The organism is Pseudomonas synxantha, from assembly GCF_900105675.1.
Lineage (GTDB): Bacteria > Pseudomonadota > Gammaproteobacteria > Pseudomonadales > Pseudomonadaceae > Aquipseudomonas > Aquipseudomonas synxantha.
This window is the reverse complement of the sequence record NZ_LT629786.1, coordinates 2,593,223-2,619,152: the sequence shown is the minus strand read 5'-3', so window position 1 is coordinate 2,619,152 and position 25,930 is coordinate 2,593,223. Positions and strand designations below refer to the sequence as shown.

Sequence of the window (25,930 nt, the reverse complement as noted above, 5' to 3'; positions counted from 1 at the left end):
GCGGCAAAGCCGTTCGCCATGACTGTGAAGACGCGAGGTGCAACGCATGAAGGGATTGAAATCACTGTTGGCAGCGTCCTTAACGGCCTTGAGCCTGTCATTGCCGGTCTCTGCTGCCCAGGCACCGGTGCATTTTGCCGACCTGAACTGGGAAAGCGGCAGCCTGATCACTGAAGTACTACGCTTTATCGTCGAGAAGGGTTATGACCTGCCTACCGACACCTTGCCCGGTACCACCATCACCCTGGAAACCGCCCTGGCCAAGAACGATATCCAGGTGATTGGGGAAGAATGGGCTGGTCGCAGTCCGGTGTGGGTCAAGGCCGAAGCCGAAGGCAAAGTGGTAGGGCTGGGGGATACAGTCAAAGGCGCCACCGAAGGCTGGTGGGTGCCGGAGTACGTGGTCAAGGGTGACCCGTCGAAAAACCTCAAGCCTCTGGCTCCGGACCTGAAAAGCGTCAAGGACCTGGCGCGCTACAAGGATGTGTTCAAGGACCCCGAATCACCAGGCAAAGGTCGCTTTCTTAACAGCCCCATCGGCTGGACCTCCGAAGTGGTCAACAAGCAGAAGCTCAAGGCCTATGGCCTCGACGATAGCTACGTGAACTTCCGCAGCGGTTCGGGCGCGGCGTTGGATGCAGAGATTGCGTCTTCGATCCGCCGGGGCAAGCCAGTGTTGTTCTACTACTGGTCGCCGACCCCGTTGATGGGGCGCTATAAATTGATCCAGCTCGAAGAGCCGCCGTTTGATGCGGATGCATGGAAGACCCTGACCGATGCGGATAACCCAGACCCCAAGCCTACCCGGTCGTTGGCATCCAAGTTGAGCATTGGCGTATCGACGCCGTTCCAGCAGGAGCATCCGCAGATTGCGCAGTTCTTCGAGAAGGTTGAGTTTCCCATCGAGCCGCTGAACAAAGCCTTGGCGACGATGAGCGAAAACCACACGGCACCGCGGGACGTGGCCCAAGCGTTCCTGAAGGAACACCCTGAGGTGTGGAAGGCGTGGTTGACGCAAGATGTAGCGCAGAAGGTTGAGGCGAGTCTCAAGTAACCGATAGTCTTGATGTGGGAGGGGGCTTGCTCCCACAGTTGGCTGCATTTCAGGCTCAGAACTTGGTTTGCACCGCTACCTCAAACGTTCTCGGCGAACCCAGGTAATACGCCGGCGACACATGGGCAAACTCGGCATACACCTCATTGGTCAAGTTGCGCACGCGTCCGGTCACCGAGGTGTGGGCGTCCAGCCTGTAGCGCAGGAAGGTGCCAAACAGCGTGTAGGCCGGCACCGTCTGGGTATTGGCATTATCTGCATACACCTGGGCGACATACCGCGCATCCACACCCCCTTGCCAATCCTCGGAAAAATCATAGGTCAACCACAGGTTGCCCACGCGCCTGGGCACGTTGGTCGGCGTATTGCCCTTGCGTGACACCACTGCGCCACTGGCCATTTTCTCATTGAACTCATCGTACTCGGCGTCTACCCAGGCGAAGTTGCCTTCAGCCAGCAACCTTGGCGTGATACGCAGTGAGCTGGCCAATTCGATGCCCTTGGACGACTGCGCGCCCACCGGAATGCTGTTGGTCGGATCCAGCGGATCAGTGACGGCAAAGTCTTTGCGTTCAATCTTGTAGGCCGCGACCGTGGCGGAACCGCGACCGTCCAGGTAGTCGAACTTGCTGCCGATCTCCCATTGCTTGCCGGTGGACACATCGAACACCTGGGTGGTGGTATAGGGCTGTTCGACGGCGGTGCTGTATTGCACGTAGACATTGGCCGACGGGATGAATTGATAAGTCAGGCCCACACGCCCCGTCAGCGGTTCCCAGCTGCGCTTGAAGTGCCGTGGGTTAGCGGCGGTGACCGAGCGGTGGTTGGTCACGTCCATGTCGATGGCGTCATACCGCAGGCCGGTCAGCAGCGAGAGCTTATCCGTCAGCCCCAGGCGGTTTTCCACGAACAGTGCCTTGGTGGTCACCTGGTTGGTCTTGTCCTTGACGAAACCAGGGCGGGTGCCGGGGATGTCATAGAAGTGTCCCGGGTCATAGTTGTTCGGGTCCACGGTACTTTTTCCCGGCACGTTCAAGGGGCTGTTGGTGGTGCTGTTGACCTTGTACTCAAAACCGCCGGACCAGGTGGTGGAGAGGCCGAAAATCCTGTTGTCATGGCGCAGTTCGAACTGGTTGCCGTTCTGTTGGCCCTGATGCCGTACCTGATAGGCGGTCGAGCGGTTCACCGCGCTGTTATCGGCGTTGTACTGGTAGGTCTCCAGGTTGCGGTAGTCGCGCTGGCTGTCGAGGTGATAGAGGGTGTTTTTCAGTGTGGTGCTGTCGTTTATCCGGTAGTCGATGATCGACCGTGCCCAGATCGTGCGCTGTTCGTAACGACCGTCGGCGACGTTGTAGTTGTTGAAGCGATTGTGCTTGTCGATCTTAAGTTCGCCGGCCTTGGGGTTGAGCACCGGCGTGCCCCAATAGGGGCTGTCTTCATGCTCGTCCTGATATTCCAGGGCCAGGGTGTGGGACAGATCGGGGGTCAAGTCGCTGAGCAGCGAAAACGCTACGCTCCAGGCATCTCGTTGATCGCGGTCGATATAGCTGTGGTTGGTATTGCGGCTCACGTCCAGGCGTGCGTAGTGCTGCACCTCGGCACCAGGCTCGGTCAGCGCATGGTTGAGGCCGAACGCCATGCCTGCGGTGTCGTAGCTGCCATAGGTCAACTGGCCTTCGACAGCCTGTTCCTCACGGCTCGCCAGCTTGGTCACGTAGTTCAGCGAGCCGCCCACGGAGCCTGCGCCGTTGATCAAGGAGGAAGGGCCGCCCACCAGCTCGACGCGGTCATATACCCACGCATCCACTGGCCGCGCCAGGCCCGTGGCAACATTGATGCCGTTGAACATCTGAGTAATCTGGCTGCTGGTAAACCCTCGGTACGATACAAACCCACCAAACCCGGGCGGCGCGCTGGCATTGACGCCGGGCAGGGTATTGGCCGCATCGCGGAAGGTCTTGGCGCCATGGCGCTCGATATCGTTGCGGTTGGCGATGGCCACCGAGGCCGGGGTTTCCCGTACGCTCAGTCCCAGCCGCGAGGCCATACCGCTGGGTTGGTCCAGGGCCAGCCCGGGCTCAACGCTTTGCTCGCCTTCAATGGTGGTCGGTGCCAGCTCAAGGGCAGGGGCGCAGACAGGCAGGCAGCCGAACAGGCCTGCCAGCAGGGGTAGATGTTTCATGGTTGAATCCTGAAAACTTGGCTTGAAAACAAACGCACGGCCGCCCGTCCTTCCTCACGGAAACGGTCGGTATGCAGATCAGAAAACGCAGGGATCAGGCGAGGGCAGGTGGCGCGCGCGGGTTAGCGGTGGGCCAGGTGAAGCGGGCAGGAATGTCAGCGGCGAGCACGACCGCCGCAGGCGGCGCGTGGGGTTGTGGCAAAACCGCCACGTTCAGGTGGCTGTTGAGCGCGGGGCCCATGCCGCCGGTCGAACACAAGGGGCAACCGAACGCTTTCGACAGCGTTGGCAGGTTCTCATCCGTAGAGTTGTTTTGCAGGGGCGCCTGGGTACGCGGATCTACGGTGCAGAACTGGCCGCTGATGCCGTTGAGCTGCATGCCCACCATTTGCCCGTGGCCAATGCTGCAGGCGAACACATTGAACAGGACGCAGCAGTAAAGCATCCAGGCAATGAGCGAGCGGTCGGCACGGGCGAGTTTCATGGGGCGGAACTTTACCATCAGCCGCCGACGAAATGCCTGCAAAAAATCTCAGGGCGACTATCCTGATTCCCACATTTTTCGGGAGCGTCCGCCATGAGTTTTGTCATTGCGCGATGGATTGTCGGGGTTTTTACCTTTATCAGCATGCTGCATCTTTACTGGGCCGCTGGCGGCAAATTCGGCAGCCTGGCGGCGATTCCGCAACTGCCCGGCGAATTTGCCAGCGGGCCGCGACCGGCGTTCAAGCCCTCGGCGCTGGGCACCTTTCTGGTCGCTATGGGGTTGGTGGCAATTGCCTTGCTCGTTTGCCTGCGCGCCGGGTTGTATTTCACGCCGGTGTCCCATGGGGCGTTGCAGTGGGGCATCAGTGCGATTGCGGTGCTGTTCTTTGCCCGGGCGATTGGCGATTCGGAGCTGGTGGGCTTTTTCAAAAAGGTCGGCGGCTCCCGGTTTGCGCGCCTGGATACGTACGTCTACTCGCCGTTGTGCCTGGTGTTGGGTGCCGGGTTGTTGGTGGTGGCCTGGACCTGATGGTCTCAGCTCCCATGTGGGGGCGGTGCGATGATTCGACTTGCCCCCGGATGAGCATGGGTATCTACACAACTTCTGGTACGCCGCCGGCCCATGTGGGAGGGGGCTTGCCCCCGATGGCGGCCTCACAGCCGACCAGGATGTTCGGTTGGATCGAGTACATATCCATTGTTTAGGTGACGGCCGCTATTGGTTCCGCCCTTACGGCGGGTCATTTTTAAAAGCGCAAAAGTAACCAAAACGCTCTTGCCCCACCACTCGGCACCTCGCTTGGGCTCGGTGTGCCCGTAATCCGCCAGGGATTTGGGGGGCCGCCGCCACGCGCCATCCATGGCGCGGGGCGGCTAAACCGGCATCCCTGCCGGTTTACCCCCCAAATCCCTGTCGAATTCCGGCCAGCGTGGTTTAACGGGGCGCCTAGGATCAAAAGCAAGATCAAGAGCGGCTCGCTTCGCATCGTGGTTACTGACGGTTGCTTGTGATTGACCCTCCGCTACCGAGGGCAAGTCGAATCGTCGCACCGCCCCCTTCCACAACAAAGCGCCTAAAGGCCGAGATCACCCAAACAGCACACCCAGCCCTCCCTCCAAACACCCTTCAGACAAAAACACACCTCCCGGTTTTATAGCACTTGACCTTCCCAATGTGGCAAGCCCGATAAAAACCTCCAGTGTCGATTTGTCTTGAAACTCCAAGGAGGGTGAACGATGTACGCCAAACCAATAAGCCTGATCACCGGGGCAATGGCCGTGGTGTTGACGCTGGGCGGATGCACAGACAACGCGCCGCCGGCTGCGGCCGCCAAGCCGCCCGGTGTGCCGGTGGCCGAGGTGGTTGCGCGGGCGGTGACGCCGTTTGTCGAGTACACCGGTTCGTTGACCGCCATCGATCAGGTGGAACTGCGCCCGCGTGTCAGCGGCTATCTGCAAAGTGTCAGCGTGCCCGAGGGCCAGTTCGTGGCCAGGGGCAGTCCGTTGTTTGTGATTGACCCGCGGGTGTTCCAGGCGGCGCTGAATGCGGCCAAGGCACGTTTGCGCGAGGCCGAGGCCAATGCGGTGCTGGCCCAGGCCGAGCACGGGCGAGCCGAGCAACTGTTCGCCAAGAAGGTGGTGGCGCGTGATCGTCTTGATACCGCCATTGCTTCGTTGAATGCCGGCAGGGCCCAGGTCGAGGCGGCGAGGGCGGCACTGGATGCGGCACAACTGGACCTGGGCTATACCCGTGTCACCGCGCCCATCAGCGGCCGCATCGACCGCGCCCTCGTTACCGAAGGCAACTACGTGACGCAAGGGGTGACGGCGTTGACGACTATCGTCTCCATCGACCCGTTGCATGTGTATTTCGATGTCGACGAGCGCACGTATCTGCACTCGCTTGCCGCGACGCGGGAACATGCCGGGTCCAAGGGCGAAAAAGCCGCCAAGGTCATGGTGGCCATGCTCAACGATACGACCTATGCACGGGCCGGGCGGGTGGACTTCCTGGCCAATGCGGCCGACCGCAAGACCGGCACCGTGCGCGTGCGTGCGGTAGTCGACAACCCGGATGGGCGCCTGACCCCCGGGCTGTTCGCCAAGGTCAAGCTGGACACCGGCGCGGCGCAACCGCGGGTGTTGATCGCCGACCAATCCATCGGCACCGACCAGGGCCGCCGCTATGTGCTGGTGGTCGGTGAGGGCAACAAGACCGAATACCGTCCGGTGGAATTGGGCCCGGTGGTCGACGGCCTGCGCGTCATCGACCAGGGCCTGCAACCGGGTGAGCGTATTGTCGTCAAGGGCCTGGTGCGCCCCGGCATGCAGGTGACGCCACTGGCCGCCAGTATCGAGGGCAAGCCGCTTGAGGCGCCGCTGACCGTGGGGGGCGTGCAATGAGCTTCCCACGCTTTTTCATTGATCGGCCAATCTTCGCCATTGTCCTGTCGGTGTTGATGATGATCGGCGGCATTGTGGCCTTCTTTCATCTGCCGCTGAGTGAATACCCCGCGGTCACGCCGCCCACGGTGCAGGTCACCGCGTCCTATCCCGGGGCCAATCCGCAGGTGATCGCCGAGACGGTGGCGGCGCCATTGGAACAGGTGATCACCGGGGTCGAGGGCATGTTGTACATGACCTCGCAGTCGGCCACCGATGGCCGCATGATCCTGACTGCGACCTTCACCCAGGGCACCAACGCCGACATGGCGCAGATCCAGGTGCAGAACCGTGTGTCGCGGGCCTTGCCGCGCTTGCCCGAGGAGGTGCAGCGCCTCGGCGTGGTCACGCAAAAGACCTCGCCGGACATTCTCATGGTGGTCCACCTGCTGTCCCCCGACAAACGTTATGACCCGCTGTACATCTCCAACTATGCCTACCTCCAGGTGCGTGACGAGCTGTCGCGCCTGCCGGGGATCAACGACGTGCTGGTATGGGGCGCGGGTGAATACAGCATGCGCTTGTGGCTCGACCCGGACCTGATCGCCGCCCGTGGCTTGACCGCCGGCGATGTGATTGCCGCGGTGCGCGAGCAGAACGTGCAAGTGGCGGCCGGCTCGGTCGGCCAGGCACCGGATTCCAGCGCGGCCTTCCAAGTCACGGTCAATACCCTCGGGCGGCTGACGGACGAAGAGCAATTTGGCGACATCATCATCCGCACCGGCGATAACGGCCAGGTCACGCGCCTGCGTGATGTGGCCCGTATCGAAATGGGCGCCGACGCCTACGCGCTGCGCAGCCTGTTGGACGGCGAGCCGGCGGTGGCCTTGCAGATCATCCAGAGCCCGGGCGCCAACGCCCTCGATGTAGCGCAGGCAGTGCGCGATACCATGCAGCGCCTGCAGGCCAACTTCCCTGAAGGGCTGGTGTCGCGGATTGCCTATGACCCCACGGTGTTTGTGCGCGCTTCGCTGGAGTCAGTCGCGATCACCCTGATGGAAGCGATCCTGCTGGTGGTCATCGTGGTGGTGGTGTTCCTGCGCAACTGGCGTGCGTCGCTGATCCCGTTGATGGCCGTGCCGGTGTCGATCATCGGCACCTTCGCGGTCATGCACCTGATGGGCTTTTCCCTGAATACTTTGTCGTTGTTCGGCCTGGTGCTGTCGATCGGCATTGTGGTCGACGATGCCATCGTGGTGGTCGAGAACGTCGAGCGGCATATCGAGAACGGCGAGGAGCCCACGCAAGCTGCGCGGCGTGCGATGGGCGAGGTCACCGGCCCCATCATTGCGATTACCTCGGTGCTGGCTGCGGTGTTCATCCCCACGGCGTTCCTCAGTGGATTGCAAGGTGAGTTCTACCGGCAGTTTGCGCTGACCATCGCGATTTCGACGATCCTCTCGGCGGTCAACTCGTTGACCCTCAGCCCGGCGTTGGCCGGCCTGTTGCTGCGCCCACGAGGTGCCGCCGTGGTACATGAGCCGCGCAGCCTGCGCGGTCGCGCCGTGCGCCTGCTGGAGGTGCTGGGCCGGCCGTTCCAGCGTGCGCCGCAGGCGTATGGCAGCACGGTGCGCAAGGTTGTCGGCCGTCGCGGCGTGGCGCTGGTGGCCTATTGCGGATTACTCGCGCTGACCTGGTTCGGCTTCAACGCTGTGCCGGCGGGTTTTGTGCCGATGCAAGACAAATACTACCTGGTCGGCATTGCCCAATTGCCCAACTCGGCGTCGCTGGATCGTACCGACGCGGTGGTGCGGCAAATGTCGAAAATCGCCCTGGACGAACCGGGAGTGGAAAGCGTGGTGGCGTTCCCGGGACTGTCGGTCAACGGCTTCGTCAACGTACCGAATGCGGCGGTGATGTTCGTAATGCTCGATCCGTTCAAGGAGCGAACCTCGCCGGACATGGCCGCGGTCGCCATCGCCGGGCGCCTGCAAGCGAAGTTCGCGAGCATTCCCGACGGTTTCCTCGGCGTGTTCCCGCCGCCGCCGGTGCCTGGCCTTGGTGTCACCGGTGGTTTCAAGCTGCAGGTCGAGGACCGTGGCGGAGTAGGGCTTGAGGCGTTGGTGCAGCAGACCCAGGTGCTGATGACCAAGGCCACCGAGTCGGGCCAGGTCGCCGGCTTGATGACCAGCCTGGACGTCAACGCGCCGCAGCTGAATGTGGATATCGACCGCACCCAGGTCAAGAGCCAGGGTGTGCGCCTGGCGGATGTATTCGAGTCACTGCAGGTCTACCTCGGGTCGCTGTATGTCAACGACTTCAATCGTTTCGGCCGCACCTACAAGGTCACCGCCCAGGCCGATGCGGACCACCGCATGCAGGCCGAAGCCATCGGCCGCCTGCAAGTGCGCAATGCCGCCGGGGACATGCTGCCGTTGTCGGCGTTTGTCACCGTCACCCCGGGTTCCGGCCCTGACCGTGTGATTCACTACAACGGCTATCCCTCGGCGGATATCTCCGGCGGGGCGATGCCGGGCGTCAGCTCCGGGCAGGCTGTCGCGCTGATGGAGCGCCTGGCGCAGGAGGTGCTGCCCGAAGGTGTGACCTATGAATGGACGGACTTGACCTACCAGCAAAAGCTCGCCGGGTCGTCGGCGCTGTTTATTTTCCCGCTGTGTGTGTTGCTCGCTTATTTGATCCTCGCGGCGCAGTACAACAGCTGGCTGCTGCCGTTGGCGGTCTTGCTGATCGTGCCCATGTGCCTGCTCAGCGCAATTATCGGCGTGTGGCTGGTGGAGGGTGACAACAACGTGTTCGTGCAGATCGGGCTGGTGGTGCTGGTCGGGCTGGCGGCGAAGAACGCCATCCTGATTGTCGAGTTTGCCCGCAGTCTCGAAGCCGAAGGCGCCAGCCCGCTGGAGGCGGTTATCCACGCCTGCCAATTGCGCTTGCGGCCGATTCTGATGACCTCACTGGCGTTTATCGCCGGCGTGGTGCCGCTGGTATTTGCCAGCGGCGCCGGGGCCGAGATGCGCCATGCCATGGGCGTCGCGGTGTTTGCCGGCATGCTCGGGGTGACGCTGTTCGGGCTGTTCCTCACCCCGGTGTTCTACGTGGTGATGCGCAGCCTGGCGCTGCGCGTGGAGCGTCAGGGGTCGAGTCCGAAGTTGCAGTTGGAGGAGCGTGCATCATGAGACTGTCTTATCCAGTGTTGCTGTTGCCGTTGCTGCTGATGGCCGGCTGCGCCTCGGTAGGCCCTGATTATTCCGCCCCTGTGTTGCCTGCCGCGCAGCGCCCGGCGAGCTTCGGCGCGCCCGTCGCTGGTCTCGGTATCGGCGAGGTCGAGGCACAGTGGTGGCAGGTGTTCGACGAGCCCGCTCTCAGCCAATTGATCCAGCAGGCGTTGGCAGCCAACCATGACATCGGCATCGCCGCCGCACGCCTGGACGAAGCCAAGGCGATGCTGCGCGAAAGCCGCCAAGGGTTCTTGCCCAGCGGCGGTGCCGCCCTCGGTTATGAGCACCGACGGCGCAGTGAGGTCGAGACGCCATCTGGCGAGCAGCGCTCCATTGAAACCACCCGTGCGGCCCTGGATGCGGCCTGGGAAATCGACCTGTTTGGCCGCGTGCGACGCTCGGTTGAGGTGGCGCAGGCCCAGGCCGGGTCACGCCAGGCGTTGCTGCGCAGTGTGCAGGCGAGCGTCGCGGCCACCGTTGCCGCCACCTGGTTTGAGTTGCAAGGAATCGAAGCTGAACAAGCGGTGGTCGCTGACATCAGCCAGAGCCAGCGCGACAGCTTGGGCCTGGTGCAGCATCTGGTCAGCGTCGGCGCTGCCACCGAGTTCGACCGGCTGCGTGCCGAGGCTTTGCTGCGCAATGTCGAGGCGGTAGCGCCCGACCTTGAGCGGCGTCGCGCAACCTCCACCAACGCGTTGGCGGTGCTGCTGGGGCAGGCGCCGCAAGGATTCAAGCCACCGCAGGCCAGACCCGGTCGTGAGACTTTGAGCCTGCGCACCCTGCAAGTCGGTGACCCGGCCGGCTTGTTGGCCCGGCGCGCCGATATTGCCGCGGCCGAACGCACCCTGGCGGCTGAGACCGCACAAATAGGTGTAGAAACCGCTGGTTTGTATCCCGATATCCAGGTGCAGGGCTCCATCGGGCTACTGGCCGGAAGCCTCGGCTCCCTGGGCGATGCAGGCATGCAGTCGAACTTTATCGCCCCGGTGATTCGCTGGTCGCTGCTGGACACTGGACGCGTGCGCGCGCGGATCGCCGCCAGCGAGGCGCGTGCCCAGGCTGCGTTGATCGCCTACGACCAGACCGTATTGCGTGCCCTGCAGGAAACCGACGATGCGTTCCAGGCCAACAGTGCCGCAGGCAGCACCCTGGGCTTGCGGCTGCTGGAGGCGGCAGCCAACCGCGAAGCGGCCAGGTTTGCGCGCACGCGGTTTGCCGAAGGCGAGGGCATGTATCTGGATGTGCTTGAGGCCGAACGTGCCGACTTCACCAGCCGCCGTGCGTTAACGGCGGCGCGCACCCAGCAGCGCTTGGCGGTGGTCGGGATCTACAAGGCGCTGGGCGGTGGCTGGCAGATTTGTGAGCAGGCGGGGCAGGCTTGCAGTGGGGCTGCGGCGCTGCGTTAGCCCCAGCCGAGCAAAAACACAGCACGGCAGTGCAAATGTGGGAGGGGGCTTGCTCCCGATGGCGGCGGGTCAGTCAGTACATCTGGCACTGACCCACTGCCATCGGGAGCAAGCCCCCTCCCACATTTTGCTCTCCACACGCCAGGTAAATGTCCATTGGGAAAAGAAATTTCCTACAGGTATTGACCTTGCCACTAGAGGAACCTTTAGCCTTTTCTTCGAGTACGCCAAATCACAAAAACAAGAATCGAGGGGTTATCAATGGATACTGCTGCCCTGCAACAACGCCCGGATTCCGATCTGTTCACCACGGCCTCGACGCTGATGGTCAATGCCCTGGAACCCGGTGCCCACTACGCCCAGGTCACCCGCGCGCTGGAAGCACTGCTCGCGCTGACCCGGCAAGGCTTGTCGGGGGATGCCGATGCCTACGCCCACTACCAGGCAGCCCTGCTGCAACTGCACATTCCGGGCGATCCACGCACTGAGCCGACCCGCCGTTGGATGGCCAGTGAGGTCTACCGCGCCGAAGATGAGTTCGCCGCCGACCTGCCGGGCTTCACCGCGTTGCCGGTGGATGAGTTCCGACAGTTGGTTGACGCTGAAATCGCCGCTCGCAGCCGGGTCAACCACCCCATGTCGGTGCACCTGTTCCAAGGTACGCCGCCTGTGCAAGACGTACGTTTCTTCCTGGAACACCACTGGACCCGCTCCTACAACTTTTACAGCCTGCTGGCAGAGCTGGCCTTTCGCTTCGAGGCCATCGAGGATGCCTCGGTGTTCTACCGCAACCTTTACGGTGAAGCGGGGGCCGAGACTCCGCAGCGTTCGCACCCGGCGATGCTGGCCCATCTGATGGAGTATTTCGATATTCCGCTGGCCATCGACTTTCCTGCGTTGCATCCCCTGGAAAAAGCCTACCTGAATAATCGCATTCGCTGCGTGCGCCACACCGATGTCGCCTGGGGCCTTGCGCTGCTCTATGCGGTGGAGTCTGTCAGTTGCGTCAACCACCGGCGCATCTACGAGCTGTTGCAGCGCCTCGACGTTCCAGAGCAGCCCAGCGAATTCCACCGCCTGCACGGCACCCAGGATGAGATCGACACCGAGGAAATGTGGGCGCTGATTGCCAAGTTCGCCGGCGATGAGGGCTTTCAGCGCACGTTCATGCGCGCGCTCAAGCGTCACTTCGAAATCAACAAGGCCTATTTCGACAGCTTGTGGCAGCAGATGCAGGCGCAGCGCCTGCACGCCTGAACCGCCCAGCGATCCTAAAACAACAATAATGGAGCACATGATGAGCCCACGTAATTTCTCGCAGCCTCAATTGCAGAATATCCACACCGCTGAAGCCCGCCTGTTGGCCGAAGCGCTGAAGCCGGATGCGACGTTCAATCGCATCGAAATTGCCGCCAATATGCTGCGTGCCCTGTGTGAGTCGGGCCAGCGCGGCGATGCCGCGAACGCGGCGCAGTGCCAGCAATTGCTGTACATCCTGTCGCTGAGCGATGACGTCGCCACCGCCTCGACCCGACGCTGGCTGGCCAATGCCATCTATAGCGTGCAAGAGCGTTTCATGCCGTCTGCGGACCTGGCCTCGCCGTTGTCCGAGGCCGCGTTTCAGCAACGCCTGGAAGAGCAGATTGCCGCGCAGTCACGGGAAAACCACCCGATGTCGCAGTATGTGTTTGAGGGCAAGGCGTCCCGCGAGCAACTGCAGGTGTTCCTGCGCCACCAATGGTTCCGCACCTATCGCCTGTACCGGGATGCCGCCGACCTGTTGGTCAACCTGACCGATGTTGACGAGGCGGCCGCCCTTGGCCGTTATCTCTACGGTGAGCTGGGCGAAGAGGACGAACAGCGCTCCCATCCGCGGCTGTTGGCCAAGCTTCTCGCTGCCATAGGCCTGACCGCGGATTTCGAGGCCATCTCGACGATGCCCGAGGAAATCGCCTACCTGAACAACCGTGCCCGCTGTTTCCGCAACCCCGATGTCGGCTGGGGCCTGGCGGTGTTCTACATCACCGAGCTGGTGGTGCCCGGCAACCACGGCAAGTTGTACAACGCCTTGCGCAATGCGGGCTTGAGCCAGGACGACGCGGAGTACTACGAAGTGCATATCAGCCTGGTGCCACCCCGGGCCAAGCGTGAATGGGCACTGATTGCACGGCGTATCCCGGACCTGGGTTTCCAGAACGCGTTCCTCACGTCCCTGGCGGAACACTTCCGGCTGGAGCGGGCCTATTACGACGCGGTCTGGGAAGCAATGCAGCGCGTGAAGTAGCCCTCCTTAGGACAACGCGAGTAACCCGACATGCCGAGTCATATCACTGAATCCCGTATCCACGGGGGCGCTTACTCGTCCCCGGAATTTGCCGCGATCTTCTCTGATGCCAGTCAGGTGCAGAAGTGGCTCGATGTAGAAACAGCGCTGGCGGCCACCCAGGCGCAGATGGGCATCATCCCTCACGAAGCTGCGCGGGAAATCGCCCGTGTGGCCAGCGTGGAACTGCTGGACCTCGACGCCCTGGGGCGCCAGAGCATGGAGACCGGGCATATCCTGGTGCCGACCCTTCGCGCCCTCGAGGCCTTGTGCGCCGATGGCTGGGGTGAGTACGTGCATTACGGCGTGACCACCCAGGACATCCTCGACACTGGGCTGATCCTGCAAGTGCGCGATGCCTGGGGCCTGGTGTTGCAGCGCTTGCACGCGATCCGTGGGCATTTGCTCACGCTCGCCCTGCGGCACAAGCACACGCCGATGGTCGCCCGCACCCATGGGCAACAAGCATTGCCCACCACGTTTGGCTACAAGGTCGCGGTGTGGGTCGATGAGATCGATCGCCACCTCGAGCGCTTCGACGAGGCGTATGCCCGTGTCATGGTGGGCAACCTGACCGGCGCCGTGGGCACCCTGGCGGCGCTTGGCCCGCAGGGTTTGGAGGTGCAGCGCCGCACCCTGGAAAGTCTCGGCCTGGGGGCACCGTTGAGCAGTTGGCACAGCGCCCGCGACCGCATCCTGGAGGCGGCGTGGCTGCTGGTCCAGGCGTCGGCGACCCTGGGCCGCGTCGCCAATGAGATCTACCACCTGCAACGCACCGAGATCGATGAGGTGCGTGAAGGCCGCCGGGCAGGGCAGGTGGGGAGCAGCACCATGCCCCACAAGCAGAACCCGTCGACGGTGGACCTGATCAGTGCGCTGTCGCGGCTGGTGCGCGCGCAGATGCTTGCGCTGACTGATGCGGCGTTCCAGTTGCATGAGCGCGACGGCACCACGTGGCGCATTGAATGGGCGGCTTTGCCGGAGCTGTTCATCTACGCCGGCGCCTTGCTCGCCCGTATGGAGGGTGTCCTGCTGGCCGGGCTGGATGTGCGCGAAACGCGCATGCGCAGCAACCTCGACATGCTCGGCGGGCTGATTCTGTCGGAGCGCATCATGCTCGCGCTGGCGCCACGGTTCGGCAAGCAGACGGCTCATCAGCTGGTCCACGAAATAGCCCAGCAGGCCCAGGTCGAGGGTCGTCCTTTTCGCGAAGCCCTGCTCAACGACTCGCGCCTGCACGGCTGTTTCAGTCGCCAAGTGCTGGACGACCTGCTTGACCCGGCGGCCTACACCGGGCTGGCGGCAGACATGGTCGACCTGGTGGCGAATAAAGCGATACCCCGTCTTGAAGGGTTAGTAGAAACCCAAGGCAATACCGGTCAGTCCCAGTACGCAATGGAGGGTATGTGATGGATGCGCAAACGTTGGAAATGGCAGCCCGTGCGTCTTGCACCGCACGTTCGGAACACCCGGGCCTGGGTCATGACGGCGAACAGTGCCGGCATGAACACAGCCACATCCTCGACTCGAAAACCCACGGTTCAGGCTATGCCGGCCCGCAGAGCCGCAAGATCTTCTGCAGCCATTGCCGCCTGCAACGCTGGCTGGATGTTGAAGCCGCACTGGCCATGGCCCAGGCCGATGTCAATATCATCCCGCGTGAGGCGGCCCTGGACATCGAAAAAGCCGCGTTGCTGTCGGGCATCAATGTGCGCCAGTTGGCCGATGGCGTGGCGGCTACCGGTCATTCGCTGATGCCATTGCTCAGCGCCCTGCAAAAGAACTGCAGCCCGAGTGCCCGCGAATACGTGCACTACGGCGCCACCACCCAGGACATCCAGGACACCGCCCAGTCCCTGGAAATGCGCGATGTCCTCGACGCCATGGACCAGGCCCTGGAAACCTTGCTGGGCAAATTGTCGACGCTGGCCGATGCGCACCGTGATTCGCTGATGGTCGCCAGGACGCACTCGATCCCGGCGTTGCCGACCACCTTCGGGCTGAAGGTCGCCGGCTGGATCGACGAGCTGCTGCGCCATCGCCAGCGCCTGGCCGAGGCACGCCAGCGCGTGCTGGTGGTGCAACTGTTCGGCGGGGTCGGCACCATGGCCGCGTTCGGTCCGGAGGCGATACCGATGCTGGAGCGTTTTGCCGAGCGCTTGTCATTGCAGGTGCCCTTGACCGGCTGGCACGTGTCCCGTGACCGGGTCGCGGAGTTCGTCAGCACCCTGGCCATGGTCACGGCCTCGTTGGCTCGGGTAGCCGATGAAATCCGTACGCTCAATCGCTGGGAAATCGCTGAAGTGGAAGTGGGCTGGAGCGATCAGCAGATCGGCAGCAGCACCATGCCGCACAAACGCAACCCGGAAGGCTGCGAGCAGGTGGTGGTGCTGGCGCGGCTGGCCAAGGCCCAGGTCATGCTCGCGCTGGACGCGATGATCCTCGAACACGAGCGCGATTACCGCGGCACCCGCCTGGAGTGGTGCGCGGTCGCGGATGTTTCCCACTATGCGCTGATGGCGCTGTCGATCCTCACCGACACCATCGAGGGGCTCACTGTGAACGTGCAGAAGATGGAGTGCACCGCCCACGCCTACGGCGATGCCATCTGCACCGAAGCCGTGGTGTTCGAAATGGCGCGCAAGCTGGGCAAGAGCAGCGCCTACGAAATCATCTTTGAAGTGTCCCAGGCGAGCCAGCGCAATCACGTGTCGATCCGCACCGCGATCGAGGCTGATGCGCGGGTGGTTGCCGCCATGGACACCGGCGCACTGGCTCGGCTGTTCGAGCCCAGGACCCACCTGGGCATGTCCGACCGTATCGTCGACAACGTGCTGTCCAAACTGGCGGCCCGCTAAGCATTGATCACCCCACAGACTTATCAAGGAGCGACACATGTCAAACGTTATGGCAGTTGATAAAGCCAAGGTTCAACAGTTTTCGGCGCGCATCATGGAGGACTACGGCAACACCCTGCGCGGCGCCATGCTCTATATCGGCGACCAGCTCGGCTTGTTCAAGGCCCTGGCCGACGGCGAGGCGGTGACCCTGGAGGAGCTGGCGCAGAAGACCGGCTACAACGCCCGCTACCTGCGTGAATGGCTGGGCAGCATGGTCACCGGCAGCTATGTGACCTACGACGCGCCCACCCGCCGTTACCAGATGCCTGCGGAGTTCGTGCCGGTGCTCGCCGATGAAGACTCGCCGTATTTCGCCGGCGGCATCATTCAGTTGAGCGTGCCGTTCGTGAGCATGGCGCCCAAGGTCATCGAAGCGTTCCGTAATGGCGGCGGCTGCGCCGAAGAGGCGTTCCCGCTGGAGACCTGGAAAGGCATGGAGCGCATGACCATGCCCTGGTACAAGCACTACCTGGTGCAGCACTGGATCCCCTCCCTGGACGGCGTGGAAGAGAAACTCAAGACTGGCGGCAGTGTGCTCGACTTCGGCTGCGGCGCCGGCCTGGCGGCGATCACCATGGCCAAGGCCTACCCCGAGGCGCGGATTGTCGGCTGCGACTTCCACTTGCCCTCTATCGAGTTGGCGCGGGCCAACGCCGAGGCGGCCGGCGTGGGCGACCGGGTGCAGTTCGAGGTGAACGATTCCGATGCGCTGCGCGGCCAGCAATTCGACTTCGTGACCACCTTCGTGGTGATCCACGACGCCACCGACCCCCAGCAAATGCTCAAGGACCTGCGCGCAGCCACGGCCGCAGACGGCACCTACCTGATGGTCGAACTCAACCTGTCCGAAGAGCTGCACGAGAACATGAACCTGTTTGGCCGGGTGATGTACCCGCAGAGCACCCTCTATTGCATGACCTGCTCGCTGTCCCATGGCGGGGCAGGCCTGGGAGCGTTCATGGGCGAGAAGCGCGCCCGCCAGATGGCGCAAGAGGCCGGGTTCAGCCACTTCCGCAAAGTGCCTTCGGAGTGGCCGCCGATGCCGGCGTTGTTCGAACTCAAGCCCTGACGTGGGCCATGCCTGCGACGGCTGCCTGAAGTTCGTACAGTAAGGCAAATTAGTGGCCCCTTTGTAACTAAATCCTCGCCAAAATCGCTTTTATTTTCAGGTGGTTAGGCGAGGATGCAAATGCGCACTGTGGGAATGATGCTGATTGCCTGCTCCCTGGCCGGCGGCGTGGCTGCCGTGCAGGCCCGGGAATTGCGCGAGGGCGACAAGTACATGTGCAGCTGGGGCGCGGGCACTGCCGCCAGGGCCCAGGAACTCAAGCTCTCCGGGGTGTCGCTGTACGCCGCTCGGCAGAAGATCCAAAGCATCAAGTTCAACAAATCGTGGATGCGCATGATGGCCATGGGCATTACCGAACAGACCTATGACAGTCGTTCACGGCTTAAGCCGGAGGCGATTCGCAAGAGCTTTTATCAGGATTGTTTGCGGTATAAGGTGGCGCGTAAATAACTGCGTGCCACGCACTGGCGCTTACAAATCCACGACAAACTCAATGTAGGTATTTGCATACAATCACGCACTTCTTCATGGAGGCCTGTATGCAAGTGCTTATCCGAGCGGCAACAGCCGATGACGTTGACACGCTTTGTGCTATCCGCACTTCGGTGGTGCAAAACCATCTGAGCCTTGAGCAGATGGCCGACCTTGGCATTACCCCACAGGTACTGGTCGATACCCTGAGTGCGGCCCCCTGCGCCTGGATCGCGGAAGTGGATGGCCAGGCGGCCGGGTTTTCCATGGTTGACCTGGCCGAAGGCGAAGTGTTCGCGATGTTCGTGTTGCCCACCTATGAAAACCTTGGGCTGGGGCGCCAGCTGATGGCGTTGGCCGAGGCGGCATTGTTTGAACACCACGACAAGCTGTACCTGGTCACCGACGGGCGCGATGACATCCGCGCCAATGGCTTCTACCAGCGCCTGGGCTGGTCCGTTGTGGGCCGTGTCGAGGGCGACGACGTTCGTTATGAAAAGGGCAGGGCGCGGTAGACCATGGATGCGCCGCAGCCGCCAGCGTCCAACAGCCTGCGTTATCTCGCGGTTGGCGTGCTGTGCGTCGCGGTGCTATTGGGGTTCTATTTCGTTCAAATCAACGCCAAGGCAGACCGCCAGCGTGAAGAGGCCGCCGAACGCCTTGCGCTGTGTCGTCATCTGGAACGGGTCGCGGGTGGGACCTCTTCGCGTAACGACGAGCTTCGTCGAACGTGCGCGCAACTGAGCGAGCAGTTATTCAAGCGGGCGCCGTCAGATTGATTAATAACCCTTTTTTATAAGCGGGATTGTTTCAGGAATATCTGCGCTACTTGCACCAAAAAGTGGCACTCGTATTGTTCCTTACCTTAAAAAACATGTGGTTATTGAATGACTTACGCAATATGTAATCCGACGAAAGGATTAAAATATTGTTGTTACAGGTTTTTACAGTCGCTACTATAGTCGGGCGTTCACCTCCCACGGTTTATGCATTTTTAAATCCCAAGTTTCCATCAGCTACTTGGGATTTTTTTTGCCTGCAATTTGACCTGGGGAACGAATTTCAGAATATTTCATCTGGCGTCAGAGACGACGCAGGAAGGATTTGACGATGTGGCGGGTGGTATCGGTGGTATCCAGCTCGTCCAGTGCCCCATAGGCGTACCACTGGCAGTCCACGATCTCATTGCAGGGTCGTGCCTGGTCGATATTCACCACCGAGGCTTCGAACACATGGTGCAGGGTGTCGCGGGTCTTGAGTTCCTGTAAATACAGCAAGCCGTCCACGTTTAATCCGGTTTCTTCTTCCAACTCGCGTTCCGCCGCGCCGACCGGGCGCTCGTCGGGCTCGACCTTGCCGCCTGGCAACGCCCATTTGGACCGGGCCTTGCGCACGAAGAGAATATGCTCCTCATGTGCGCAAATGACCGTTGCACGTATTTTCAATGCCTGTACCTCCCGCAACGCAATCAATGTCATAAAAGTGTAATGCAATTGTCATGCTAAGTGGTTATGGCGTGCCGGGGCCTGTATGTGGATACTGCCGGTTTGACGAATACGAGCGAGGACATTCAATGAAGACCATACGCTGGGGCATGATCGGCTGTGGCAATGTCACTGAGTTGAAGAGTGGACCGGCTTTCTATAAAGCGCCAGGTTCGGCACTGGTGGCGGTGATGGGGCGGCGTCTGGATGCAGTGCGCGATTATGCGGCGCGACATGGTATTGCCCGTTTCTATACCGACGCCCAGGCACTGATCGATGACCCCGAAGTGGATGCGGTATACATCGCCACGCCGCCCGACAGCCACCTTGAATACAGCTTGATGGTGGCGGCGGCCGGCAAGCATTGTTGCGTCGAAAAACCCATGTCGCTGAATGCCGAACAGAGTGCGTTGATGCAGCGCACCTTCGAACGCGCCGGGCTGCATCTGTTTGTTTCCTATTATCGGCGCTCGTTGCCCCGCTTCCAGCAAGTGCGTACCTGGTTGCAGGAAGGTCGTATCGGTGCATTGCGCCACCTGACCTGGACCCTGTGCAAGCCGGCTGCTGCGGCTGACAGCAACGCCGCCAATTGGCGCACTGATCCGGCGATTGCCGGTGGCGGCTATTTCGCTGACCTGGCCAGCCACGGCTTCGATCTTTTCCAGTACCTGGCTGGCGATATTGTCGAGGTCTCGGGCTATACCGCGCGACAGGCCGGACGCTATGCAGCAGAAGATGCGGTAACCGCCTGCTGGACCTTTGCCAGCGGTGCGTTGGGCATGGGTTGCTGGAACTTCGTGGCGGACCGCCGTGAGGATCGTGTCGAGTTGATCGGTAGCCTGGGGCGCATCCAGTTCTCAGTGTTCGAGGACCAGCCACTGCGCCTTGAAGGCGAGACCACCGAAGTATTGGAAGTGCCATGTCATGCCCATATCCAGTGGCACCACCTACTGAACATGAACGCCCATATTCGCGGGGAGGCCGAGCATCCGTCGCTGGCGATCGAGGCGTTGAAGACCGATATCATCCTGGACAAGGTGCTACAGCGTTACTCCCAGCATCCCTAGCCGTTGCAATAGCGTGAGGCTTCATTTTTTTCAAAGGAATACCGGGATGAAATACTGGATGGTGTTGTGGCTGCTGATCGCTACAGGTGCAACGGCGGCTTCGCGCAACCAAGGGCGGGCGGGGGAGTTTGATTTTTATGTGCTGTCACTGTCATGGTCACCGACGTTTTGCTTGACGCACCCAAGCAATGAACAATGCTCGGGCAAAGGCTATGGCTTTGTGCTGCACGGCTTGTGGCCGCAATACGCACGAGGTGGTTGGCCGGCCTCGTGTGCGCCGCAGTCGCGCCTGAGCGACGAGGAGATGGACAAGGGCGCGACGCTGTTTCCGACCCGTGCGTTGCTCAAGCATGAGTGGGCCAAGCATGGCACCTGCAGCGGGCTTGAGCCGCTGGAGTATCTGCAAAGGACCGACACGGCGCTTGGCGTGGTGGTCATCCCGCAACAGCTGCAGCCGTTCAATACACCGCCATCGCTGCCGGCACAGGAGATCGAAGCGCTGTTTCGCGAGAGCAACCCACGCATGGGCAACCACGGGCTGGCGGTGATCTGCAAGGGCAAGGTGCTCTCGGAGGTGCGTGTGTGTCTGACCAAGGACCTGGCGTTTGCCGGTTGCCCGCGCAGTGTGAAAAGCCAGTGCCGAGACGGTGATATTCGTATTCCTGCCCAGCGCTGAATGCCAATTCCAGCAGTGGGTATGGAGCAGGGCAAAGGGGCATTTTGTTCAATACCTTGATCGTTGCGCGCGTTACCGTGATCTCAACCTCGTTTGGCATCACAAGAAGGAACTGCAATGAGCTTGATCATTTCCATGGCCGCCTTTGCCCTGGCCACTTCCATCACCCCCGGGCCGGTCAATGTCGTCGCCCTGAGCAGCGGCGCGCGCTTCGGTTTTGCCGCCAGCCAGAAGCATGTGTTCGGCGCCGCCGTCGGCTTCACCTTGTTGCTGGTGCTGATCGGCCTGGGCCTGCATGAAGTGCTGGCGCGCTGGCCGATCCTGACCCAACTGATCCAGTGGGGTGGGGTCGCCTTCCTGCTGTACATGGCCTGGAAGCTGGCGGTGGACGATGGTCGCCTGGACGCCGACGGTACGGCAACCGCGCCGTCGATGTTGTACGGCGCAATCATGCAGTGGCTTAATCCGAAGGCCTGGCTGGCCTGTGTGGCAGGCATGGGGTTGTTTGCGGCTGATGGCGACGCTGGGCAGGTGTGGTTGTTTGCGGCGCTGTACCTGGTGATCTGCTACCTGTCGGTGGCGTGCTGGGCGTATGCCGGGACATTTTTGCGCCGCTACTTGAGCCACCCCCGGGGCGTGCGCCTGTTCAACCGCTCAATGGCCGCGTTGCTGGTGGCCAGTGTGGGTTATTTGCTGATGGCTTGAGGTTTTCGCGGTACTGCCCCGGCGTGGCGGCAAAGTGCTGTTTGAAGGTGCGCTGGAAATGCGCCTGGTCGGCAAAGCCTGCGGCCAGGGCGACATCGGCAATCAGTGCACCATTGCGCAATTGGCTGCGGGCAAACTGGATGCGTCGGTTGACCATGAACGCGTGGGGCGTCAACCCGTAATACTGCTTGAATGCGCGGATCAGATAGGACGGCGACAGCTCGGCCGCCTGGCAAATGTCTTCGAGTCTCAACGCCAGGGTACAGTGGGCGCGGATGTACTCGGCGGCACGTTCCAGCTTGTGGTTGACCTCACGCACTGGGGTCAGCGACGGATTCAGGCGCTGTTGCACCTCGGTGAAATAGCTCACCAGCGCGCTCTGTTTTTGCAGCATTTCGGCCTGTTCATCCAGGAGTATCCGGTACAGATCCAACAAGCCGAGGTACAGCCGCGTGTCACGGGTATGGGGCGTATCGAAAGGCCGGTAACCCTGCTCGGTGCTGAAACCCAGCTGGTATTGCAGGTCGGTCAGCCACGGCGTGTCGAGGTACAGCATGTGATAGGACCAGGGTTGGTCATGGATAGGGTTGCACGCATGCACATCGCCTGGGTTCATCAGCACCACCGTGCCGGCGCTGATCTCGAAGGTCTGGGCGCCGTAGTGGTAATAACTGCGCCCGGTGGTGATCGCGCCAATGGAAAAATGCTCGTGGGCATGCCGGGTGTAAGTGACCTTGCGCCCGTCGGCGATGGTCCGCGCCTCAATGAACGGCAAGCGTTCGTCACGCCAGAAAAGCGGTGCTGTAGCGGCGGTCATGGGCAGGCGCTCCCGGGTGGCAATCAATCGAGCAAGCAGCCTTATACAAAACCCGGGTTTGTTCAAGCCTCAACGATGTACAAGTGCCAGGCCGCGCAGGTAGTCGGCCCAGGGGTCGCTGCCGCTCGCGGCGGCCTGCAGGCTGATCGGCAACCTGGCTTGTTGACGCAAGGCCAGGCTGTCGTGCAGCAGGTGCTGTTCGACAATCACCTGCGTCAGCGCATAGCTGCGCGGCGAGTCCAAGGTGCGAGGAACGCGCCGCTCCAGGCTGTCCGGTGCGGGAATGGTGTCCGCCGTGGGCAGATCATGGTCGAGCTTGTTGAGTACCAGGCCGGTATCGACTAGCGTCAGCGCTACCTTGGCCGGTGGGGTTCCGCGTGCATACGCTTGCCAGTCGAAGCGCATCCAAGCTGGGTGGGTGGCATTGTCGACAGCTTGTATGACCTGGGAGTAATCCAGATCGCGTCGTGGGCGAATCAGCACCTGCCTGGGGAAGAATTCATAGAAGTGCCGGTCAGTGAAATACGCGACATACACCAGCACACCGAATCGACCCACCTCTGTGGAGCCCTGCGGCCCCCGCCGGCTCACGCTGAAAAACTGCACGTTGCCATACTCCAGGGCTTCACGCCGCGGCAAAGTCAGGTGCGACAGCCAATAACGAATGGATTCTCCATAAGCAGCCTTCAACTGCTGGAGCTTCAGGTCAAAGGCGATGGCAAATACTGTATTGATCCGCCCCAGCAGATGAAAGTGCTTGGCCATTTCCCGGTATTTGATCGCCGGGTTTGAGGAATGCCAACGGCGAGAGGTGGTGTCCAGGGCGCCGGCCATGTGCAGGTCGACGAAGGAATACTTAGGCCCGGTATGCACATCCTCAAAGCGCCCTTCTTCGGAAAATGGCGAGTCTTGCGGCAGCCACATCAACACGCGCGTCTCAAGCAACGCATTGTCAGGGTAGACCTTGCGCAGATCCTCCAGGGCGGTCTGGCGCAAAGTGACGATGGGCTGGGCAAACGCCCGCAGCGTTGAGGCCAGGCGTGCACGTTGGAAGTTGAGCGCCTGGCTTGCGCTGTTCAACGCTTGCGCACCGCTGCGTGACTGGGCAGGCAGCACGCCGTTGGCCTCGGCCCAGTCCAGGATCGGGCCGACCGCTTCGGTGCTGGCCAGGAAGCTTTTCCAGCCACCTTCCGGGTTCAGGTAGGCCAGGGTCATGATCTGCGGGTAGCTCAACTGACGGGACGACCCTGTCACGACTTTTTCCATATAACTCACGTACTGGCGGAACAGCACCCAGGCCTGGGAACTCAGGCAAGGTGTGGATTCGGGAATGTCGCGAACCAGCAAGTGCGGGCTTTTTGCGCAGAGCAGCAGATGGGCGGCGAGGGCTGCTACCGGTGCGCTGAGCCCTTGCAGGCTGACTTCGATCTGGTGGCGGACGAAAGACACGGACTCACCCCAGTAGTAGTCATCGTGCCAGTCGATGTAGCTGATGCGGGTGGGGTGCAGGTGCGGCTCGGGATCCAGGCTCAAGATCAATGCCGCCAGGATCAGCGCGTTGCGACTGCCGCTTTCGGTGCGCTCACTCGCATGGCCACCATGCCAGTGCAAGGTGTTCGAGAGATTCTCGCCCAGTTGCTGGGCCAGGGGGGACGCCAGCAAACGGACCAGGAGAAAGTCCGCTTCGGCGCGCACGTCGGCCACCGATTTTCCGGCCAGGCCGGCTTCCCCCAACGCTTCAAACAGCGCGCCGTCCCTGTTCGCCATGAATGCCTGGCTGATGTCCAAGACCTGCTGGCGTTCCAGCGTCGACAATTGCCACGCCGTCGGCTGCCAGCCGGTCGACGGTTTCAACGCCCGCCACCAAGCACGATCGCTGGCTGCCAGAGGCTGGCTGACTTCCAGGCGCTGCAGGATGACGCGGGCTTCTTCCAGTGTGCGGGGCGGACTCAATTGATACAGTTTCAACGCCTGGGCGAGGGTGACGGTGGTGTCGGTGCGCAGGTAGCCACCGGCCTTGGCGGCCACGTCCCGCAGTTGGCTTACCAGCGCCGCCAGCCTGGGTTGTTCCTGTACGGCATCGGTCAGGGATGCCCAGTTGCCGTCCAGGTCGGATGCGCCGAGGCTGCCGGCGGCGCTCAGTACCACAGGGCTGGAGGGATCAATGCGTTCGCGAAGACGCAGGGCCAGGAAGGCAGGGTCGTCGGTCAGCACGCGCAATTGCCCATGGGCTTTTTTCACGGTGGCCTGGAGCGCATCCGGGTCACCGCTGAAGGGCATCTCAAGGCCGTCGGCCCCTTGCAGTGCACCCGCGTCGATGACCTTGGCCAACGCGGTGCGCAACATATGGCGATCGTTCAACAGGCCGACATACTGCTGGTAACGATACAGCTCAGCAAAGGAACGTCTGGCATTGAGCACCACCGGTATTGTCGGGGCGGGCATCTGGCGCAAGCGCCCGACCAGGGCATTGATGGCCGACGCGCTCCAGGGCCGTTCGAAGGCGTATGCCTGCAAGGCCGCGGCGACGCTGAGGCTGTGGTCCGGGTAAAGATCAATGCCCAACTGGTTGCCGAATGACAGCAGTTTGTTCCAGCGCTCATCGCGATTGGCCGGGACGAGAAAGCTCAACGCCTGCTCATCGCCGGCTGTGGGTACTGCCAGCTGTTGGCGCTGGCAGTCGAAGTACACGCAAGCCAATGTGCCCGTGGTCGCGCTCAGGTCGTTTTCGTCCATGATCGCCTGCAGCAGGCCCGCTGCATCCTTCAAGGTCCTGGCCAGTCGCGAATCGGACTTCAATTGCAGGCGGGTGCGGTAAATATCCAGGGCCGAAAAAGCTTCGCTGTCCTGAGCAAGCCGCTCCAGGGCATCGGCCAGTTGTTGGCGGTCCCGGGCCTGCTCGGTTAATTCAGCGTAGATCACCGACTTGCTGCGCCCGTTGTCGTCAAACCCAGGAAAACCACCCAAGGCTTCCAGCTCTTCGACAATCGTCCCGGCCTGTAAATGGTTGGCCGGCATCGGTAAACCATGGAAGGCCAGCGCCATGTTCAACGGCAGCGTCAGGGCTTGCGCTTGCGGCTGTGGGTCGATAGGGGGCATGCCCAGTTCAATCGGGTCGATCAGTTGGCTGATGAAAATAATCGGGTTGGCGTGCATCCACCAGCCGGACGCGTCGGCCAGCTTGAAGACTCTGTGCTGGCCGCCCACGGTGGCACTCAGGGTGCTGTTGTGGACCCGCAGGCTCTCGTGATCAAAGCCTTCCAGGGCATCGACCCAGGCCCTGAATGCCTTGCCGTTGATGGCTTTGCCGAAGGCTGCGCTCCATTGGCCCAGTAAGGAGCCAGCGGCAATCGTCACCGGCTGCGAAGGTGGCGCCAGGGCCTGGCTCGCCGCAATGGCAAGCACGCCGGTCAATTGTTCGATCAGGCTGCGGTCACCCTCCATGCGCAGGGCCTGGCGTTCACTCACAAAGTTCGTCGAAGGTTTGAGCGTGACCGGCAAGGCGGTATCGCTGGGCAAGGCGTCCCAGGTCAGGGCGAGGGTGCGAAAGTCTTCCATGAATGCGGTTCCGGGTTGAGGGTAAACCCGGATGTTCACATGGGCGGTCGGCGTCCCAGTAGCGGGGGCTTCCGGTAAGGCCGTGGCTTGTATCAGCCAGGGCTGCCCGCCATC

The 25,930-nt window shown here is 61.9% G+C and carries 21 protein-coding genes; 16 read left to right on the top strand and 5 right to left on the bottom strand.

What is annotated here, in order from left to right; all coding sequences use genetic code 11:
- The first annotated feature begins 46 nt into the window (after positions 1 to 46).
- On the top strand, positions 47 to 1,054 hold the full coding sequence (locus tag BLU48_RS12290) for an ABC transporter substrate-binding protein (RefSeq protein WP_057022557.1): 1,008 nt from the start codon (positions 47 to 49) through the stop codon (positions 1,052 to 1,054).
- A 55-nt stretch (positions 1,055 to 1,109) separates the two neighbouring features.
- Here BLU48_RS12290 and BLU48_RS12285 read toward each other — a convergent pair whose 3' ends face one another.
- Both BLU48_RS12285 and BLU48_RS12280 read right to left on the bottom strand, forming a co-directional pair.
- Complete coding sequence (locus BLU48_RS12285) at positions 1,110 to 3,236, bottom strand: TonB-dependent receptor (protein ID WP_057022556.1); 2,127 nt, start codon at positions 3,234 to 3,236, stop codon at positions 1,110 to 1,112.
- Between the two features lie 94 nt (positions 3,237 to 3,330).
- Positions 3,331 to 3,720 carry a DUF2946 domain-containing protein gene (locus BLU48_RS12280; protein ID WP_046072293.1) on the bottom strand — a complete coding sequence of 130 codons (390 nt, stop codon included), beginning with the start codon at positions 3,718 to 3,720 and terminating at the stop codon, positions 3,331 to 3,333.
- A 93-nt stretch (positions 3,721 to 3,813) separates the two neighbouring features.
- Between BLU48_RS12280 and BLU48_RS12275 the strand changes: the two genes are divergently transcribed.
- From BLU48_RS12275 to BLU48_RS12215, 12 genes are all read left to right on the top strand, one after another.
- Positions 3,814 to 4,251 (top strand): DUF3995 domain-containing protein, encoded by a 438-nt coding sequence (locus tag BLU48_RS12275; RefSeq protein WP_043050587.1) that lies wholly within the window; start codon positions 3,814 to 3,816, stop codon positions 4,249 to 4,251.
- A gap of 707 nt (positions 4,252 to 4,958) precedes the next feature.
- Positions 4,959 to 6,125: an efflux RND transporter periplasmic adaptor subunit gene (locus BLU48_RS12265; RefSeq protein ID WP_057022555.1), complete on the top strand. Its 1,167-nt coding sequence runs from the start codon at positions 4,959 to 4,961 to the stop codon at positions 6,123 to 6,125.
- Entirely contained in the window at positions 6,122 to 9,298 is a 3,177-nt protein-coding gene (locus BLU48_RS12260) for an efflux RND transporter permease subunit (RefSeq protein ID WP_057022554.1), read from the top strand. The genes BLU48_RS12265 and BLU48_RS12260 overlap by 4 nt, the downstream gene beginning before the upstream one ends.
- Positions 9,295 to 10,746: an efflux transporter outer membrane subunit gene (locus BLU48_RS12255; protein WP_057022553.1), complete on the top strand. Its 1,452-nt coding sequence runs from the start codon at positions 9,295 to 9,297 to the stop codon at positions 10,744 to 10,746. Before BLU48_RS12260 ends, BLU48_RS12255 begins: the two co-directional genes overlap by 4 nt.
- Before the next feature lie 261 nt (positions 10,747 to 11,007).
- A complete protein-coding gene (locus tag BLU48_RS12250; protein WP_057022552.1) occupies positions 11,008 to 12,003 on the top strand; it encodes an HOASN domain-containing protein in 996 nt (331 codons plus the stop codon).
- A gap of 40 nt (positions 12,004 to 12,043) precedes the next feature.
- Positions 12,044 to 13,030: an HOASN domain-containing protein gene (locus BLU48_RS12245; protein WP_043051409.1), complete on the top strand. Its 987-nt coding sequence runs from the start codon at positions 12,044 to 12,046 to the stop codon at positions 13,028 to 13,030.
- 30 nt (positions 13,031 to 13,060) lie between these two features.
- Entirely contained in the window at positions 13,061 to 14,479 is a 1,419-nt protein-coding gene (purB, locus tag BLU48_RS12240; protein ID WP_057022551.1) for an adenylosuccinate lyase, read from the top strand.
- Entirely contained in the window at positions 14,479 to 15,927 is a 1,449-nt protein-coding gene (locus BLU48_RS12235) for a class-II fumarase/aspartase family protein (protein ID WP_057022550.1), read from the top strand. Before purB ends, BLU48_RS12235 begins: the two co-directional genes overlap by 1 nt.
- 37 nt (positions 15,928 to 15,964) lie before the next feature.
- Complete coding sequence (locus BLU48_RS12230) at positions 15,965 to 17,038, top strand: class I SAM-dependent methyltransferase (protein ID WP_057022549.1); 1,074 nt, start codon at positions 15,965 to 15,967, stop codon at positions 17,036 to 17,038.
- A gap of 120 nt (positions 17,039 to 17,158) precedes the next feature.
- A complete protein-coding gene (locus tag BLU48_RS12225) occupies positions 17,159 to 17,488 on the top strand; it encodes a hypothetical protein (RefSeq protein WP_057022695.1) in 330 nt (109 codons plus the stop codon).
- An 89-nt stretch (positions 17,489 to 17,577) separates the two neighbouring features.
- Positions 17,578 to 18,024 (top strand): GNAT family N-acetyltransferase, encoded by a 447-nt coding sequence (locus BLU48_RS12220; RefSeq protein WP_057022548.1) that lies wholly within the window; start codon positions 17,578 to 17,580, stop codon positions 18,022 to 18,024.
- A gap of 3 nt (positions 18,025 to 18,027) precedes the next feature.
- Positions 18,028 to 18,288, top strand: a complete 261-nt coding sequence (locus BLU48_RS12215; protein ID WP_057022547.1) for a hypothetical protein — start codon at positions 18,028 to 18,030, stop codon at positions 18,286 to 18,288.
- A gap of 303 nt (positions 18,289 to 18,591) precedes the next feature.
- Here the strand turns inward: BLU48_RS12215 and BLU48_RS12210 are convergent, their stop codons facing one another.
- Entirely contained in the window at positions 18,592 to 18,954 is a 363-nt protein-coding gene (locus tag BLU48_RS12210) for an NUDIX hydrolase (protein ID WP_057022694.1), read from the bottom strand.
- A gap of 128 nt (positions 18,955 to 19,082) precedes the next feature.
- Here BLU48_RS12210 and BLU48_RS12205 point away from each other — a divergent pair, with 128 nt between their 5' ends.
- From BLU48_RS12205 to BLU48_RS12195, 3 genes are all read left to right on the top strand, one after another.
- On the top strand, positions 19,083 to 20,060 hold the full coding sequence (locus BLU48_RS12205) for a Gfo/Idh/MocA family protein (protein WP_057022546.1): 978 nt from the start codon (positions 19,083 to 19,085) through the stop codon (positions 20,058 to 20,060).
- Between the two features lie 46 nt (positions 20,061 to 20,106).
- Positions 20,107 to 20,736, top strand: a complete 630-nt coding sequence (locus tag BLU48_RS12200; protein ID WP_057022545.1) for a ribonuclease T2 family protein — start codon at positions 20,107 to 20,109, stop codon at positions 20,734 to 20,736.
- 117 nt (positions 20,737 to 20,853) lie between these two features.
- On the top strand, positions 20,854 to 21,441 hold the full coding sequence (locus BLU48_RS12195; RefSeq protein WP_057022544.1) for a LysE family translocator: 588 nt from the start codon (positions 20,854 to 20,856) through the stop codon (positions 21,439 to 21,441).
- Here the strand turns inward: BLU48_RS12195 and BLU48_RS12190 are convergent.
- Positions 21,383 to 22,258 carry a helix-turn-helix transcriptional regulator gene (locus BLU48_RS12190; protein WP_057022543.1) on the bottom strand — a complete coding sequence of 292 codons (876 nt, stop codon included), beginning with the start codon at positions 22,256 to 22,258 and terminating at the stop codon, positions 21,383 to 21,385. The genes BLU48_RS12195 and BLU48_RS12190 overlap by 59 nt on opposite strands.
- Positions 22,259 to 22,327: 69 nt before the next feature.
- Positions 22,328 to 25,816, bottom strand: a complete 3,489-nt coding sequence (locus BLU48_RS12185) for a hypothetical protein (protein WP_057022542.1) — start codon at positions 25,814 to 25,816, stop codon at positions 22,328 to 22,330.
- Positions 25,817 to 25,930 lie beyond the last annotated feature (114 nt).

Coding starts and splice junctions, on each gene's coding strand:
- BLU48_RS12290 (WP_057022557.1), top strand. CDS start 47: ATGAAGGGATTGAAATCACTGTTGGCAGCGTCCTTAACGGCCTTGAGC.
- BLU48_RS12285 (WP_057022556.1), bottom strand. CDS start 3,236: ATGAAACATCTACCCCTGCTGGCAGGCCTGTTCGGCTGCCTGCCTGTC.
- BLU48_RS12280 (WP_046072293.1), bottom strand. CDS start 3,720: ATGAAACTCGCCCGTGCCGACCGCTCGCTCATTGCCTGGATGCTTTAC.
- BLU48_RS12275 (WP_043050587.1), top strand. CDS start 3,814: ATGAGTTTTGTCATTGCGCGATGGATTGTCGGGGTTTTTACCTTTATC.
- BLU48_RS12265 (WP_057022555.1), top strand. CDS start 4,959: ATGTACGCCAAACCAATAAGCCTGATCACCGGGGCAATGGCCGTGGTG.
- BLU48_RS12260 (WP_057022554.1), top strand. CDS start 6,122: ATGAGCTTCCCACGCTTTTTCATTGATCGGCCAATCTTCGCCATTGTC.
- BLU48_RS12255 (WP_057022553.1), top strand. CDS start 9,295: ATGAGACTGTCTTATCCAGTGTTGCTGTTGCCGTTGCTGCTGATGGCC.
- BLU48_RS12250 (WP_057022552.1), top strand. CDS start 11,008: ATGGATACTGCTGCCCTGCAACAACGCCCGGATTCCGATCTGTTCACC.
- BLU48_RS12245 (WP_043051409.1), top strand. CDS start 12,044: ATGAGCCCACGTAATTTCTCGCAGCCTCAATTGCAGAATATCCACACC.
- purB (WP_057022551.1), top strand. CDS start 13,061: ATGCCGAGTCATATCACTGAATCCCGTATCCACGGGGGCGCTTACTCG.
- BLU48_RS12235 (WP_057022550.1), top strand. CDS start 14,479: ATGGATGCGCAAACGTTGGAAATGGCAGCCCGTGCGTCTTGCACCGCA.
- BLU48_RS12230 (WP_057022549.1), top strand. CDS start 15,965: ATGTCAAACGTTATGGCAGTTGATAAAGCCAAGGTTCAACAGTTTTCG.
- BLU48_RS12225 (WP_057022695.1), top strand. CDS start 17,159: ATGCGCACTGTGGGAATGATGCTGATTGCCTGCTCCCTGGCCGGCGGC.
- BLU48_RS12220 (WP_057022548.1), top strand. CDS start 17,578: ATGCAAGTGCTTATCCGAGCGGCAACAGCCGATGACGTTGACACGCTT.
- BLU48_RS12215 (WP_057022547.1), top strand. CDS start 18,028: ATGGATGCGCCGCAGCCGCCAGCGTCCAACAGCCTGCGTTATCTCGCG.
- BLU48_RS12205 (WP_057022546.1), top strand. CDS start 19,083: ATGAAGACCATACGCTGGGGCATGATCGGCTGTGGCAATGTCACTGAG.
- BLU48_RS12200 (WP_057022545.1), top strand. CDS start 20,107: ATGAAATACTGGATGGTGTTGTGGCTGCTGATCGCTACAGGTGCAACG.
- BLU48_RS12195 (WP_057022544.1), top strand. CDS start 20,854: ATGAGCTTGATCATTTCCATGGCCGCCTTTGCCCTGGCCACTTCCATC.
- BLU48_RS12190 (WP_057022543.1), bottom strand. CDS start 22,258: ATGACCGCCGCTACAGCACCGCTTTTCTGGCGTGACGAACGCTTGCCG.
- BLU48_RS12185 (WP_057022542.1), bottom strand. CDS start 25,816: ATGGAAGACTTTCGCACCCTCGCCCTGACCTGGGACGCCTTGCCCAGC.